This window comes from Endothiovibrio diazotrophicus, from assembly GCF_054657215.1.
Window position 1 is genome coordinate 1 of record NZ_BAAHXB010000028.1, and the last position, 14,103, is coordinate 14,103.

Here is a 14,103-nt window from a genome sequence, read left to right on the forward strand (position 1 = left end):
ACCTAGGTCCTTCAGTATATCCCAGGAATCAACCGATAACGCACGCAATGTGCGTAGTCCCGATAGCCCGGCAGCTCTTCCTGCAGAGTCCGGTCTTCAAGTGCCGTTCTGATCACCCCGATGATCGATGCCGCCGCCGCGGGAATCAGGGTCCATACCGAGCCCAAGGCAAGGACGATACCGAACAGTGCAAGAATGTTCCCGGCATATCCCGGATGCCGCACATACCGGTACGGGCCGCTGTTACACACCACATGCCCCCGATCCGTCTGGATGCGCACCACGCTGGAGAAAAAGCGGTTCTCCGCCACCGCCCATGCCGCGAAGGCGTATCCGAGCGAGATCAGGATGAAGCCGATTGCCATGAGCCATGGCGGAAATTCGGCGGACCAGCCATAGCGGTGGTCCAGCCCCGCCACGATGACCATGGGAAAGCCGATGCTCAGCGCCATCAGTGGGGCAAGCACCTTGTCCCAGGCCTTCGCGTTGTGGATGTTTTCGATATTTTGCCTTTCGGCGGTCAATCCGGGATGTCGTCGTTCCGCCCGGATGCGCCCGCCAATGCCGGCGCCCAGGATCAGCACGGAATAGAGCCACGCCGGCCACCAGTCGAGGTCACCACCGCAGATGAACAGCGTCAGCGGGATCAGGGAATACACCACAACCAGTCTGCTCCACTGGCGTGGGGATACGGTTTGCGCTGTCTCGTCATGGACCGTCTTCGCGGACACATCACTCCCCAAATGAAACGGACTACGAGATGAACTGCGCCGATGTGGGATGCGCCGGTTATCGCGTATGGCTGTTCCGGCCAAGGGAAACGCTGAGCAAATCGGCTTCTCACCGAGAGCGTCGGAGTACACGCTTGGGCGTGTACGAATTTCCTACCATATTTCTGAGGAAAGCCGCATGTTTCCACGCGTACAGCCCCAGGGCTGTACTCCATCCGATGGTCCGCGATTATATCAGCGCTTACCTGTTGGGACCCACCTCAATACCTTGACCTTCATACAACACCAGTCGCCACGCGGTGTCGAATGTCCCCGAACTTTGGGGCGGAGGCCCTATGGGCGTGCCCTGAGGAAGTTGCGCGCCGGGGTCTCAACGGTGCGTTCGAGCAGCGTCGCGAGGACGAGGCTGACGGGCAGCACCACGACGATCCCCCACAGCGGCATGGGTAGATCGAAACTCCATGCCTGATCGGGTCGGGCGACCCAAGTGACATATTGGATGATCGGTTCGTGGACCAGATACAACGCCAGGGAAATCCTGCCGAAGAATACGGGCATCAAGGCGGAGCCGTGCAGGTTCCAGCCGGTGGAGTAAGGCCAGGGCGTGAAACAGCAGGATGTAACCGGCAAGCAGGCCGCGAATCCCAATGTGAGCTGCGGTGAGATAGGAGCCGGAGGTGGACCTTCGCGGCTCCTGCGTCGTGCTTCGTGCGGTGGACATCTCCGCTTCCGACATGAACGCCATTCTCATCGTCCTCACGAACCAACAACTCTGAATGCAATGTCATTGAGTTGAGAACAGCTCTTTGATCGAGTCGTCTCCGTGCGAGGAGTGGCTCTATTCTTCGATGGGATTCGGGACTGGGTGTTCGACTCCACACCCGGTAGCGCTCGGCGCTACCGGGGCGGCCGGTGTCATCTGCCCTCAGCGTTGGTAGTGATCTCGGTTGCTTCCGTCAAAAGCAGCCTTTCCTGAGGCAACACTTCTTGAAACAACCTCCCGGAACCGCACGGGCAGGGATCGTTTCTCCCGAGCTTTTCCGCGAGATTCTTGTCGCCGTGGACTACCCGCTCACCTTTCTTGACCTGGGTCTCGGATGGATACCCTTTTCGTCGTTTGCTCGTGACCTCAAAAGGACACCTGGTGTTTGTGTTGAGTATTCATGATCGTTCTCCTTTCCATTTTTTCCTTCGTCATCAACCGGCCGAAGGGTCGCCGTTCACGTCATAGCTCGGCCAAGGCGCTCGACAGGGATGGTCGCTATCTATCCGCCTGAAGCGCCTCATCCGTCACCAGCTTTCTTGTCGTCGGTTCGAGCTGGGCCACTCTGACCGAGCCGGAGCGGGAGTAGAAGACAAAGGTCGAGCCGCCCGATACGGTCTCTGTTCCGAGTACGGCGTCGACGTCTTTCAGCAGCGGCGCGAGCTGACGGCCATCCGGGGTCGCGATCAGCACTTCGTGGGAGGCGGGGGAGGGGCGCTTTTCGGATCGTGGTGGCCCGGTTTCCAGCAATAGGGCTACGGCTTTCCGTTGGGCCTCACACGATTCGCGGTGCTCGTCGGCGTGGAAACAGTCGGGCGGGTCGGTCAGGAACCAGCTTCGGTGGATTTGCGTTGCATTGTCGTCCAACAGCCAATGCGACGTGCGGCTCTTGGTGTCGAAGAACAGCATGTTTCGAACGTTGGCGACCGTTGAGCTGGATCCGGACCCGATATACTTGCTCGCGGTTCCCAGTTCGGCATAGAAGACGTCGATTCCTTTGACCTGTCGGAACGGCCCGAAATTCAGATCGGAATCCTCGATCCGTGTCCCGGCCACTTCGGCGATCCCGTCGGTGGGGGATTCTCGGGATGCGAAGATTCCGACGTTGACCATCAAGGCGGCGATGCCGACCAGGCCGGCCAAGCCAATGGCGAGGAAGAGCAGACCGTTGATCCTCCAGACCCAGACGAAAAATCCGTTCATGCGATCGTTCATTGCAGAGTGATGACCTCGACGTCCGTTGCTGCGACGGCCTTCTGTTCCGGCCAGTCCCGCAGGTTGAGTACCTGACCCGTTTCGCGCACCGCGGCGAGCCGCGCGAGGTCCAGTTCCGCGAACAGCCAGCCAGGGTGGTTTGCCTCGCCTTCGGCGAGCACGCCGGTCTCGCCGATTTCCTGCTCCGGTGGGGCAAACACGCCCGCCTTGCCGATGTTGATGTCCACCGCCGGTGACCAGGGGGCGTTGCCGACGGTCGGGGATTGGACCACGTAACACTGGTTCTCCAGCGCACGCGCCTGACAGGCGACGCGGATCCGGTGGTAGCCGGCCCAGCCGTCGGTGCAGCTCGGTACCAGCAGGATGTCGGCGCCGGCCGCCACCTGGGCGTGGGCGAGCAGCGGGAATTCGGCGTCGTAGCAGATGTTGATCGCCAGCTTGCCGAACGGGGTGGTGAAGATCCGCAGCCCTCTCCCGGCGGCGATCGACCACTCCTCCCGCTCGAAGCGGGTCATGATCCGCTTTTCCTGGAATCCCTCCTCGCCATCGGGGCCGATCAGGTAGGCGCGGTTGCGATAGTGGCCGTCGTCCAGGACCGGATAGGAGGCGGCCACCAGCCACACCCCGTGGCGCCGTGCCAGCTCGTGGTGCAGGGAGAGGAACTGCGGCAGCAGCGGCTGGAGGGCCGCCAGCTGGGCTTGGAGGTCGGCGCGCACCGGTTCCGGCAGCAGGGAGGTGAGTTCCATGGCGCCGTATTCGGGGAAGAGCAGGAGTTGTGCGCCTTCGTTTGCCGCCTCGGCCACCAGGCTCTCCAGCTTGCGCCGGTAGACTGCCCAGTCGGCGAGGCGGTCGATAGGGTATTGGCAGCTCGCCAAGTTAATCTTCATTCAGCGCCTTCAACCAGAAGGTCATCGGCTGGTCGGTCTCTGCGGCGGCGCCGAGTTCCTTCCAGCGGTAGGTGGTGGCCAGCTCCGGGTGCTTGCGGTAGCCGCGGCGGGCCCAGAAGGCGTCCAGGGGCCGGTAGTCGGCGGGGCGGCGAGGGTGGTTGGCGGGGCGCTCCACGGCACAGAAGGCGGTGTGGGTGAAACGCCCCAGTTCGCCGGCGTAGCCCTCCCGCTCGATGAAGAAACGCACCCCCAGTCCCTGGCCCCGATAGGCCGGCAGCAACACCGATTCGCCGAAGTAGAAGATCCGCCGCGGATCGTGGCCATGGACGAGGAAGGGGCGCTTGAACGCCTCGGACTCGTCGGCCATCGGCACCCCGGTGGCGGCGCCGACGATCCGCTCACCGTCGAACGCCAGTACGAACAGGCTCTCCGGGGAGGCGCCGTAGGTGGCGAGGTAACACGCCTCGTAGTCCATGTCGCCGTCGTAGAGGTAGGGCCACTCGCGGAACACCTCGATGCGCAGCCGCGCCAGGTCGGGGATGTAGGGCTCGATGGCGCCGCCGGTGAAACGGCGGAGGGTCGGTTGGCTCATGCTGGGTCCACTTGTCCGTCGATCTGAAAAATTGGGATGTTGTTCTCGTAGGATGGGCAAAGGAGCGGTAGCGACGTGCCCATAGAACGAAGGCAGTAAATTTTGCCGTGGCAGTGCCGTTTTGATGGGCACGCTACGCTTTGCCCATCCTACGGTGTTGGGAGGATTTCATCCCAAATTGTCAGGTGGACGGACGACTAGTAAATCCTGGATAGTTGCCGGTCTTGAAGTCCCGGGGACGCGTTGCAGAGCAGGATGTCGCTTTGGCATGCAAAGGTGATGGTGGCGGACGAATCGCTATTGAAACGGATCTCCTCACCTGCGCTGCTGTCGCCGCTGGCGTCGGAAATCGGACTCAATCTGGCCGTATTTCCGTTGAAGTCTCCATGATAACCGGTCCACACCTTCTGGTGGTACGACAGCTGTTCGAGGCATCCCCGATAAATGGCGGCGCCCTGATTCAGGGGGCGCCCTGGATTTCATCGCGGGGATGGAAATAGGTGACGGCGCTGTCATCCGTCACGCGGACGGGGTAGCCGGAAAATCTCGTAATCTGTCCCGGCGGAATCCATGCCAGGACGATTCGGCCGAGTCCGGAGAGCGCTCCCGTCTCCGCATCGCGTAGGGTGATCGAGCCATCGTTCGTGACGGTGATCGTTCCGATCTCTGCAGAAGCGTTTCCCACCTTCATCCCCCGCGGCGACCCCAACACCACTCCCTACATCGGCCTCAACCCGGCAACCACCGAGGTCTACCGCGAGGTGTTCATGGGCATCGAGACCCCGGCCCCCTATGAGGCGCCGGCGGAGCGCCGGAATATTCAGACCATCGGTCAGTTCTACAAGGCGATCGAGCAGGGCATCGAGTACCTGGAGAAGGAGGCGCGGAAGGAGGGCAAGACCATCTTCCACGATGCCGATGGCTACACCCAGCACCAGAACTACTACTTCGGCCGCGGTGGCGGGCGGATCATCCCGGTGACCGACCTCGACTCGGCGAAACTGGCGATCCAGCAGATCGTCCAGCAGGGGGAGGGGGCGGTCGCCCCCGGCGAGACCCTGGTGCCGACCGAGGCGTGGGGCGCCTACAACCACTACGGGATGCGCATGGACGGCCAGTACGGGCCGATCCTCGGCAACCCGCCGCGAGAGCTCTCCCACTACTTCAAGTTCAAGATGGTGGCCGACGGCCTGATGCCGCTGCCCGCGATCTACCCGATCGCCAACGTCGGCAATGCGGTGGCGGTGGGCAACCACGAGGTGGATCCCTGTGCCGAGGCCCTCGGGCGAGCCTTCAACCACATTTATTCGCTGATGCTGCGCTGCCTGGAGCACTCCTTCCGCGCCGGCGGTGAGGCGCAGCGCTTCTACTTCGAAGCGGTGGCGCCGTTCATGCACTCGTTCCTGCCGGGACTGGCCAACGCGATGATGCAGACACCGATCTGGAAGGACGCCTCGGCCAGCGTCGGTCCCAATGCGGTGCCCACCTGGGAGTATGTCGATACCGGGGTGCAGGAGATCGGACGCGAACTGCAGCAGTTCGCCGAGCAGCTGTCCGCCCATCAGTGCGGCAGCGCCGAGACCCGCATGGCGGCGCGCGACGCCCGCCTGCTCGACACCCTCCACCACGTCCTCGGCCACCTCGAACGGGTGCGCGAGGGGGGGGCGCGGCTCGGCGTCGCCCTGACTTGAAGCGGCATTACACCCAAGGAATTCGAGGACACAAGAAAATGGCTGACACCACTTACGCGATCTATCCCGCCATCGGCATCGCCCGCGTCGGCAGCAGCGACGACTTCTACATCGGCCCGGAGAGCGCCGCCGGTCTGCCGATCAATCCCGACGGCAGCCCCTTCGCGCCGGAGAACTTCCGCGACGGCAAGGGGGAGCTGAAGCGCCAGGCGGCCCGCTTCCACATCTATCGCACCCACCCCGACGGCAGCAGCGAGCCGGTCACCCTGGATGACGAGGAGGTGGCCGAGATCCGCTGGACCGTCCACCTCGCCAACAAGAAGCCGATCTGGTACGACTTCCAGACCAACCTCGGCGAGGACGGCTATGCGTCGAACCACGCGCTGCGCAATCCCCAGGTAAGCGACCCGCTGGAGCGCCAGCGGATGATCACCGATCCGGGCCCGCGCACCGTCTGCGGTCCCGACCAGAGCGCCGAGTTCGACCGCGCCTCCACCCCGGACGGCGACCAGCGCTTCCCGCCTGCCGGCATCAAACCCTACTCCATCGACACCCTCGGCGGCCTGCGCACCGACGGGAAGGGAAGACTGCTGGTGCTCGGCGGCCACGGCCGGTCCGGGGCCCTGGAGGGGTATGAGACGATCACCACCTACGCCAACAACAATGGCTGGTTCGACGACACCTCCGACGGCCCGGTGAGTGCCACCATCGTCCTCAAGGACGGCGACACGCTGGAGGTGGAGCCCGCCTGGGTGCTGGTCACGCCTCCCTCCTACGCCCCCGAGGTGCTCAATCTGGTCTCCCTCTACGACACCATCTTCGACATGGTGGTGCGCAAGATGGGGGGGCGCCCCGACATCTTCGCCGACGGTCTGTGGAACAAGGGGGAGTGGGGCTACCTGCCGAGCTTCGAGCGCGACATCAAGCCGATCCTGATGCGCGGCCAGACCTACCCCTGGGTGGTGGCGATCCCGCCCAAGCCGCACCGTTTCGACCTGGCGATGCTCGGCGATCCGTCGCCGGGGATGAACGGGATGCGCCGGCGCATCGTCGACTACCTGCGCGCGCCGGGCGACGATAACACCCTGATCAGCAGCAGCAGCGGCGGCACCATGATGCCGTACCTGGCCGGCGACGCCTCGATCGGCCCCGATACCAAGACCCCGTCGAAGTTCCTGCGTCTCACCGACACCCAGTATTTCATGCTCGAGCAGTGGGCCAACGGCTGGTTCACCGGCGGCGAGGAGCGTTCGTCCCACGACGGCGAGGCGCTGACCCGCGCGGTGCTCGAGAACTGCGTCGGCGGTGCCTTCTCACCCGGCATCGAAATGACCTGGGTCTCCCGCCTGGTGGCCCTCTACCGGGCGCCGTTCCGCATCCACCCCCGTGCCGAGGTGCCCTATCCGCTGAGCCTCGGCTGGGACTTCGCGGCGGGGATGGAGCCGGGAGACGTCACCAAACTGATGGCGGTGCCGTGGCAGGCGGACTTCAACGAGTGCTCGGCGCAACCGGTGCTCGGGCGCACCGTCTGGTGGTGGCCGGCGCAGCGGCCGTCGTTCGTCTACCGCAAGCTGAAGGCGGACGCCAAGCCGCGGGAGACCATCTGGGAGTCGGTGGCGGCGAAGGAGATCGAGCAGATCCCATGGATCGGCAGCGACTACAACATGAACGCCTCCAACTTCATCGCCTTCGCCGACGACATCGAGATGGTCCACAAGTGGAAGGATCTCGGCTTCATCTACAACGAAGGGGACGAGCAGACGCCGCTGTTCGTCGAGGTCGCGCGCCTGCTGCCCTATCCGGGCGAGGGGTGAGGCGGTGGCCCCCGGCTATGACGTGATCGTCGCCGGGGCCGGCCCCGCCGGCGTCGCCGCCGCCATCGCCCTGGGCGACGGCGGCGCGTCGGTGGCGCTGGTCCACCACCCGCCGCGGGCCGACCGGTATCGGGTCGGCGAGTCGGCCACCCCCAGCGTGGTGCCGCTGCTGGAGCGGCTGGGGCTCGCCACCGACCTGGCGGCCCTCGGCCACCTGCCGTGCCACGGCAACCGCGCGGTGTGGGGCGGTGGCGCGGTGGTCGAGCAGGACTATCTGGTCCACGGCCAGGGCCACGGCTGGCACCTGGACCGTGCCGCCTTCGACGGCTGGCTGCTGGCGCAGGCGGAGGCACGCGGGGTGAGCCTGGTCCACGGCGCGGTCGCCGACCTCGGCCGGCTGGAGCCGGGGGGGTGGGGGGTGCGGCTGGACGAGAAGGGCGCGCCACCGCTGTTCGGCCGGGCGCTGGTCGACGCCACCGGCCGCGCCTCGCTGGTCGCCCGCCGGCTCGGCGCCCGGCGGCGGCGGATCGACACCCTCACCGCGGTGGCGCGGCTGCATCCCGCCGCCGCCGACCATCCGCTGCGCCACCTATCGCTGATCGAGAGCCACCCGCTGGGCTGGTGGTACGCCGCCGCGATCCCCGGGGGGCGGCTGGTGAGCGCCTTCATGAGCGACGCCGACCTGATCCGCGAGCACGGCCTCGACCGCCCCGACCGGCTCGACGCCTTGCACGCGGAGAGCGACGAGCTGCGGCGCCTGTTGCCGGGTGACGAAGGGGAGCGGGAGGTGTGGGTCTACCCGGCCCATTCCGGCCATCTCGACCGGATCGCCGGGCCGGGCTGGATCGCCATCGGCGACGCCGCCCTCGGCATGGACCCGCTCACCTCCTCGGGGATCAATTCGGCGCTGGCCGACGGCCTGGCCGCCGCCGGCGCGCTCCGCCCCTGGCTGGCGACGGGCGACAGCGACGGGCTGCGCGACCACGCGGAGAAGATGAACCGCACCGTCGTCATCTACCTCGACGAACGGACCCGCTTCTACGGCCGGGAGCGGCGCTGGTCCGATCACCCCTTCTGGCGCCGCCGAGCTATTTGAGAACGCCGAAGAGGGAACGTATCGACAACATGGCCAAGGCGATCGCCGCCTACGAGCGTACCCAGATCACCCCCGACAGCCCCCACGACCGCTAAGGGCTCGCGAAAGAATAACTTCCTGTTTTGGAACGCCGATCCGCTCCGCCCGGCGGCGTTGCACAAAGGGTTGCCTACAGGGAAGTAGGTATGCGGCGTGAGCAGGACGCGGAAGCCGCGGCATACAACGAGTATGCGCCCCTTTGCGCACCTTGCCGGACGGGCGTCTCGACGCCCCAAAACAGGAAGTTATTCTTTCGCGAGCCCTAAGTACGCGGCGACAAGTTACTGCGCGCCGCGTGGTAACCGGATTCGTAACCGGATTCGAACGCTCGTATCGGCGCCACGCTTTCCGGGACGCTCCGCGTCCACACCACGGCGCGCTTCATTTTCTCCCCCCGATAGGACGCGGAGCGTCCAAGGTGGCCGGTTACGACGCAGAGCGTCGTAACCAGGGTTATCACGATTGCCGGGCCGCGGAGCGTTGAAACCAGTAGAATGGCCGGGGATTCGTCTCGGCGCCGGCGTGAGGCGCAGCGGATCGGTCGTGGGGAATTCGGGAGAGCACAGCAAAAACGAGAAACCGCCGAACGGAACTCCGGCCCGCAGCATTTCGGTTCGCCCCGCGGGGCGCCGGTTCCCGTCCCTTCGGCCGTCTCCGGGGGAAGCGATGAAAATGCGACGTATCGATCGGCTGCGGTTCGGCATCGTGGCCAAGTTCATGGTGGCGCTGGTCGCCTGCCTGGTGGTCTCCTTCGCCTCCGCCGCCTATTTCCTGGTCAACCAGCAGCGCGAGGCCCTGGAGGCGCTGATCGGCGCCTCCGACGAGGTGATCTCCGAGGTCTTCCAGGAGCAGACCCGCGAGGCCCGCGACTCCAAGGAGCTCAAGGTCCAGCGTATGGCCAACATGCTCGCGGCCATCGCCCCCACGCCGATCGTCGAGTTCGACCTCTCTGCCCTGCTGCAGTACTCCGAGGAGGCTGCTCGCGATCCGGACATCTCCTACGTCGGTTTCGAGAATAGCGATGGTGACGTCCTGGGAGAGACCGGCGAGCGCAAGGAGGTGGTGCGGCCGGAGGGCTGGCTGGTGATTCCGGTCGTCACCGGGAGCGTCGGCCTGGGCCGGGTGCTGGTGGCCAGCAACGATCGGCGGATCACCGCCTACACCGATCGCGCGCGCCAACGCTACCGGCAGCGGCTGGAGAAGATCGGGCTGGTCAAGGAGCGGACCCTCAATCAGGCGATGGTCAGCATCGGCGGGGGCCTGGTGGCGAGCATCCTGGTCCTCTGGCTGGTGGCGAGCCTCATCGCCACCCGCCTCATCACCTGCCCCCTGCAGCGCGCGGTGGCGGCCCTCAAGCGCCTGGCCGACGGCGACCTCACCTTTCCGGCCTACACCGCCAGCCGCGACGAGATCGGCCACCTGTTCGAGGCGATGTTCGTGATGGTGGTGAAGATCGGCCAGACCATCGGCGAGGTCAGCGACAACGCCGACAGCATGGCCAACGCCTCGCGCGCGGTGAGTGCCGCCTCCCAGTCGCTGCGCGGCAACGCCTCGGCCCTGGCGGCCAACGTCGAACAGACCGGCGCGAGCGTCGCCAGCGTCAACGAGTCGGTGCTGCACAACGCCGAGAACGCCCGCACCACCGAGGGCGTCGCGCGGGAGGCCGCGCTCCAGGCCGAAGAGGGTGGGCGGGCGGTCACCGAGACGGTGGGCGCGATGAAAGCGATCGCCGAAAAGGTCCGGCTGATCCACGACGTGGCCTACAAGACCAACCTCCTCGCCCTCAACGCCTCCATCGAGGCGGCGCGGGCCGGCGACCACGGCAGGGGCTTCTCGGTGGTGGCCTCCGAGGTGAGCAAGCTCGCCGAGCGCAGCCAGCAGGCCGCCGGCGAGATTGGCACGGCCGCCGACCGCAGCGTCGAGCTGGCGGAGCGGGCTGGCGCGCTGATCGGCCGCATCGTTCCGGCGATCCGCCATACCGCGCAGCTGATGGAGGAGATCTCGGCGGCTTCCGGCGAGCAGGCCGACGGCGTGAACCGGATCGGCGGCGCGATGGAGCACCTGGACACCATCAGCCAACAGGCCGCCGGCGCCTCCGAACACCTCGCCGCCACCGCCGAGCACATGTATGGTCAGGCCCAGCAACTGCAGCGGCTGGTCTCCTTCTTCACCCTCGCGGGCAACCAGGAGGCGGGGGAGGAACCCGCCGGGATGGAGGTTCAGCTCTTCTCCCCATGATGGGGAATCCCGTCGGTAGCTGAGGGCGCTTCCTAATGGGAATGCGATCGCGAATAACAAAACGGCTGTATGCCCCCGTCAGGGGCGGACAATAGGAGAAACGTTCGATGTCTACCTCCCCAAACCCGGTCTGGGACCTCCCCACCCGCCTGTTTCACTGGGGCGTGGTGGCGCTGATGGCCGGCGCCTGGATCACCGTGGAACTCGGCGACATGGAGCTTCATCGCGCCTGCGGTTACGGTGTACTGGGACTGGTGCTGTTCCGGTTGATCTGGGGCTTCGTCGGCAGTCGCCACGCCCGCTTCGCCGATTTCGTACGCGGCCCCGGGGCGGTACTGCGCTATCTGCGAGGCGCGCCCGCCGAGGGGCACGGTCACAACCCCGCGGGGGGGTGGTCGGTGCTGCTGCTGCTCGCCCTGTTGACGGTGCAGGGGATCAGCGGGCTGTTCACCACCGACGAGGTGCTCTTTCAGGGCCCCTTCTACCCCTCGGTGAGCGAGGAGACTGCCGGCATCATCGGTGCGATTCACCACCTCAACTTCAATCTGCTGCTCGCCTTCGTCGCCCTCCACGTGACGGCGGTGGTCTTTTACCGGAAGGTGAAGGGGGTCGATCTGGTGACCCCGATGGTGCTGGGGAGTTCCGCCGCGCGCCAGGGGGTGGCGCCGGCGGTGCCGTTGTGGCGGGCGCTGATCGTTGCCGCGGTGGCCGCCGGCCTGCTGGCGGCGGTATTGGCCGCTGCGCCGCCGCCGGTTTCCTACGAGTTCTGAACGATCGGTATCGTCTCTTCGGGCGGGCTGCGTCCGGCGTGGTGGCGATGACCGATCGGTGTTGGAGCGGGGGGGCTTGGGCGTGGTCGCCGCGCTGATCGGAACTCCCGCTCGTTATGCCTTCCTTCATCCTTTCCGAGCGGTGCCTTCGTTTGGCATGGCGCGCGCGGCGCGCCCTATAGGGCGGCCCGCGGCCGCCGTGCCGAACGGAACCTCCCCGCGCAAACAATTCCCGCCTGCTTTGCCGAATGGTACGTTCGCTCTTCTCAAGGAGAAAAAAAAGGCGCTCCCCGTCGGGGGAGCGCCCTTTTCCAGACGGGAGCCCGGGGTCGCCTCAGTCGAGGTACTCCTTGGACTTGTACTCCTTGTGGCACCCCTTGCAGGTCTTGGCGGTCTCCTTGAAGGCCGCGCCGATCGCGCCCTTGTCGCCGCCGGCACCGGCCTCGCCGAGCTTGGCGGCGGCGCCCTGGAACGCCTCCATCTTCTCCTTGAAGTCGTCCATGTTGAGCCAGATCTCCGGCTTCGCCTTGGTGTGGCCACCCTCGGAGCCGGCGGGGTAGCCGCGCATCTGGTCGAGGCCGGCCACCGCGGCGAGGTCGGTGGAGAAGTGCGTGGCCGCCGCGCCATCCCAGGGCATCTCGCCCTTGAGCATGGCACCGATGGGTCCGAAGTTGGCGCCGATCAGGGTCATCGTCGATTGCCGGTACTTCAGCGCACGGTTCTCGTCGGCGAGGGCGGCGGTGGAGAGGAGGAGGGCCGCGGAGGCGGCGATCAGGATCTTCTGCTTCACGGGAATCGTCTCCTTAGTCGGTTGGGCGCGAGATAAAATAATCATCAAATTATATCGACCCGCCTGTTTCGCTGGTATGAGGGGTTGCCCGGTTTTTCCGGGATTTAATTAATTTTGTCTGGCTGGTTGGAAAACCGAGGGGAGCGTTGAACCACCCCGGTCGGTTGGAGACAATTCCCGTCTCGGGTGACCGCTGCGCCCGTTTTGGTGGATGCGCTGTCGCTTATCCACCCTACGGGGCATCGGCGCCGATCTGTCGTTGAACCGCGTGGTGGTCACAGCCTCCCGGAGACCCGCTGACCCGCCTCCTCCGCCGGCGTCGTCGGATCGAACATCGCGCGCAGCCGGCTGAGATAGGTCAGGCTCTCCATGATCGCCTCCCGGTCGTCGAGGAAGTCGATCAGGCAGACGATCTCGTCGACGCCGATCGCCTGCAGCGCCTTGACCCGTTTGGCGCAGTGCTCGACCGTTCCGGTGAGGGCGATGTTGTAGAAATAGCGTTCGAAGAGGATGTCCAGCAGCTCCTCGGTGTCCTGCTCGGCGATCTCGTGGGTCTTCACCTTGTAGCCACCGCTCGCGGTACCGCCGCCGGCCACCGCCTTGAGTTCGAGGTCGATGGCCGCGCGCAGGTAGTCGCGCAGGGGGTCGCGCACCTTCTGCTTCACGTAGTGCATGTCCCTTCCGAGGAAGGTGTGCAGCATCAAGGTGATCTTCCCGGCGTCGGGGTCGAAGCCGTGCTCCTGCCGGGTCTGGCGATAGCGCAGGATCTTCTCCCGCAGCGCCTCGTCGTCCTGGTGTTCCATGTGGGTCAACAGGTTGGTGCCGATTTTTCCGGCACTGACGAAGGTGTCGATGTTCCCCGACGAGGTGGTCCAGATCTCCAGCTCCTTCTGTACCGGGCGGGGTTGCGGCCGGATCTCCACCTCCTGGCCACGCCCGTTGATCTGGGTGGTCGATCCGCCGCTCCACAGGTGTCGAATCAGCTCGATCTGCCGGTACATCTCGGCGTTGCGGGTGGCGTAGCGATCCGGCGAGAAGATGAAGTCGTTGACGTTCCATCCCGAGCCGAAGGCGAGCGCCACCCGCCCGCCCGACAGGTTGTCCACCACCGACCACTCCTCGACGATGCGCACCGGGTGGTGCAGCGGGGAGATCAGGCTGCCGCTGCGGATCTGGATGCGCTCGGTGATCATCGCCAGCGCTGCGCTGGTCACCGACGGATTGGGGAACAGGCCGCCGAAGGTGTCGAAGTGGCGCTCCGGTGTGCAGATGCAGTCGAACCCCTGCTGGTCCACGTACTTGGCGGCGTCGACCAGCAGCTGATACTTGTTGGTATCGGGCGCGTCCTCGCTCGACGCCTCGCTGGAGAAGAATAGGATTCCGAATTTCAAAGCTGATGACTCCTTGAGTTGCGTTGTTTCCCGCCTGGACCGTGTGTCGTTACGTCAAGAAAAGATCGCTGAATGTCGGGCGGATT

Annotated in this window: 13 protein-coding genes; 5 read left to right on the forward strand and 8 right to left on the reverse strand. The window is 65.5% G+C overall.

All coding sequences use genetic code 11. The annotated features are described in order from the left end of the window. Nucleotides 1-11 precede the first annotated feature (11 nt). The 6 genes from ACYQ2W_RS09475 to ACYQ2W_RS09500 form a co-directional block, all read right to left on the reverse strand. Nucleotides 12-659, reverse strand: coding sequence for a methyltransferase family protein (locus ACYQ2W_RS09475; RefSeq protein ID WP_459865627.1), 648 nt, complete (start codon nucleotides 657-659; stop codon nucleotides 12-14). Nucleotides 660-1,064: 405 nt separating this feature from the next. Continuing rightward, nucleotides 1,065-1,289, reverse strand: coding sequence for a hypothetical protein (locus tag ACYQ2W_RS09480; RefSeq protein ID WP_459865629.1), 225 nt, complete (start codon nucleotides 1,287-1,289; stop codon nucleotides 1,065-1,067). A gap of 357 nt (nucleotides 1,290-1,646) precedes the next feature. Next, the gene (locus ACYQ2W_RS09485; protein ID WP_459865668.1) at nucleotides 1,647-1,892 is read right to left on the reverse strand and encodes an SEC-C metal-binding domain-containing protein; all 246 of its coding nucleotides are present in this window, start codon (nucleotides 1,890-1,892) and stop codon (nucleotides 1,647-1,649) included. A gap of 100 nt (nucleotides 1,893-1,992) precedes the next feature. Further along, the gene (locus ACYQ2W_RS09490; RefSeq protein ID WP_459865631.1) at nucleotides 1,993-2,709 is read right to left on the reverse strand and encodes a hypothetical protein; all 717 of its coding nucleotides are present in this window, start codon (nucleotides 2,707-2,709) and stop codon (nucleotides 1,993-1,995) included. Continuing rightward, complete coding sequence (locus ACYQ2W_RS09495) at nucleotides 2,706-3,596, reverse strand: carbon-nitrogen hydrolase family protein (protein WP_459865632.1); 891 nt, start codon at nucleotides 3,594-3,596, stop codon at nucleotides 2,706-2,708. The genes ACYQ2W_RS09490 and ACYQ2W_RS09495 overlap by 4 nt, the downstream gene beginning before the upstream one ends. After that, nucleotides 3,586-4,188 (reverse strand): GNAT family N-acetyltransferase, encoded by a 603-nt coding sequence (locus tag ACYQ2W_RS09500; protein ID WP_459865634.1) that lies wholly within the window; start codon nucleotides 4,186-4,188, stop codon nucleotides 3,586-3,588. The genes ACYQ2W_RS09495 and ACYQ2W_RS09500 overlap by 11 nt, the downstream gene beginning before the upstream one ends. A 644-nt stretch (nucleotides 4,189-4,832) precedes the next feature. Here ACYQ2W_RS09500 and ACYQ2W_RS09505 point away from each other — a divergent pair. From ACYQ2W_RS09505 to ACYQ2W_RS09525, 5 genes are all read left to right on the forward strand, one after another. Continuing rightward, nucleotides 4,833-5,879 carry a ferritin-like domain-containing protein gene (locus ACYQ2W_RS09505; RefSeq protein ID WP_459865636.1) on the forward strand — a complete coding sequence of 349 codons (1,047 nt, stop codon included), beginning with the start codon at nucleotides 4,833-4,835 and terminating at the stop codon, nucleotides 5,877-5,879. 38 nt (nucleotides 5,880-5,917) lie between these two features. Then, nucleotides 5,918-7,693 carry a LodA/GoxA family CTQ-dependent oxidase gene (locus ACYQ2W_RS09510; RefSeq protein ID WP_459865638.1) on the forward strand — a complete coding sequence of 592 codons (1,776 nt, stop codon included), beginning with the start codon at nucleotides 5,918-5,920 and terminating at the stop codon, nucleotides 7,691-7,693. A 4-nt stretch (nucleotides 7,694-7,697) separates the two neighbouring features. Continuing rightward, entirely contained in the window at nucleotides 7,698-8,789 is a 1,092-nt protein-coding gene (locus ACYQ2W_RS09515; protein WP_459865640.1) for an NAD(P)/FAD-dependent oxidoreductase, read from the forward strand. 711 nt (nucleotides 8,790-9,500) lie between these two features. After that, nucleotides 9,501-11,066 (forward strand): methyl-accepting chemotaxis protein, encoded by a 1,566-nt coding sequence (locus tag ACYQ2W_RS09520; RefSeq protein ID WP_459865642.1) that lies wholly within the window; start codon nucleotides 9,501-9,503, stop codon nucleotides 11,064-11,066. Between the two features lie 107 nt (nucleotides 11,067-11,173). Continuing rightward, complete coding sequence (locus ACYQ2W_RS09525; protein WP_459865644.1) at nucleotides 11,174-11,836, forward strand: cytochrome b/b6 domain-containing protein; 663 nt, start codon at nucleotides 11,174-11,176, stop codon at nucleotides 11,834-11,836. A gap of 334 nt (nucleotides 11,837-12,170) precedes the next feature. Here the strand turns inward: ACYQ2W_RS09525 and ACYQ2W_RS09530 are convergent, their stop codons facing one another. After that, complete coding sequence (locus ACYQ2W_RS09530; protein WP_459865646.1) at nucleotides 12,171-12,626, reverse strand: c-type cytochrome; 456 nt, start codon at nucleotides 12,624-12,626, stop codon at nucleotides 12,171-12,173. A gap of 275 nt (nucleotides 12,627-12,901) precedes the next feature. Continuing rightward, complete coding sequence (locus tag ACYQ2W_RS09535) at nucleotides 12,902-14,017, reverse strand: MupA/Atu3671 family FMN-dependent luciferase-like monooxygenase (RefSeq protein ID WP_459865648.1); 1,116 nt, start codon at nucleotides 14,015-14,017, stop codon at nucleotides 12,902-12,904. Between the last annotated feature and the right edge of the window lie 86 nt (nucleotides 14,018-14,103).

What these genes read in the sequence shown, in the direction of transcription:
- ACYQ2W_RS09480 (WP_459865629.1), bottom strand. Translation starts at nt 1,289, where the DNA reads ATGCCCGTATTCTTCGGCAGGATTTCCCTGGCGTTGTATCTGGTCCAC.
- ACYQ2W_RS09490 (WP_459865631.1), bottom strand. Translation starts at nt 2,709, where the DNA reads ATGAACGATCGCATGAACGGATTTTTCGTCTGGGTCTGGAGGATCAAC.
- ACYQ2W_RS09495 (WP_459865632.1), bottom strand. Translation starts at nt 3,596, where the DNA reads ATGAAGATTAACTTGGCGAGCTGCCAATACCCTATCGACCGCCTCGCC.
- ACYQ2W_RS09500 (WP_459865634.1), bottom strand. Translation starts at nt 4,188, where the DNA reads ATGAGCCAACCGACCCTCCGCCGTTTCACCGGCGGCGCCATCGAGCCC.
- ACYQ2W_RS09510 (WP_459865638.1), top strand. Translation starts at nt 5,918, where the DNA reads ATGGCTGACACCACTTACGCGATCTATCCCGCCATCGGCATCGCCCGC.
- ACYQ2W_RS09520 (WP_459865642.1), top strand. Translation starts at nt 9,501, where the DNA reads ATGCGACGTATCGATCGGCTGCGGTTCGGCATCGTGGCCAAGTTCATG.
- ACYQ2W_RS09525 (WP_459865644.1), top strand. Translation starts at nt 11,174, where the DNA reads ATGTCTACCTCCCCAAACCCGGTCTGGGACCTCCCCACCCGCCTGTTT.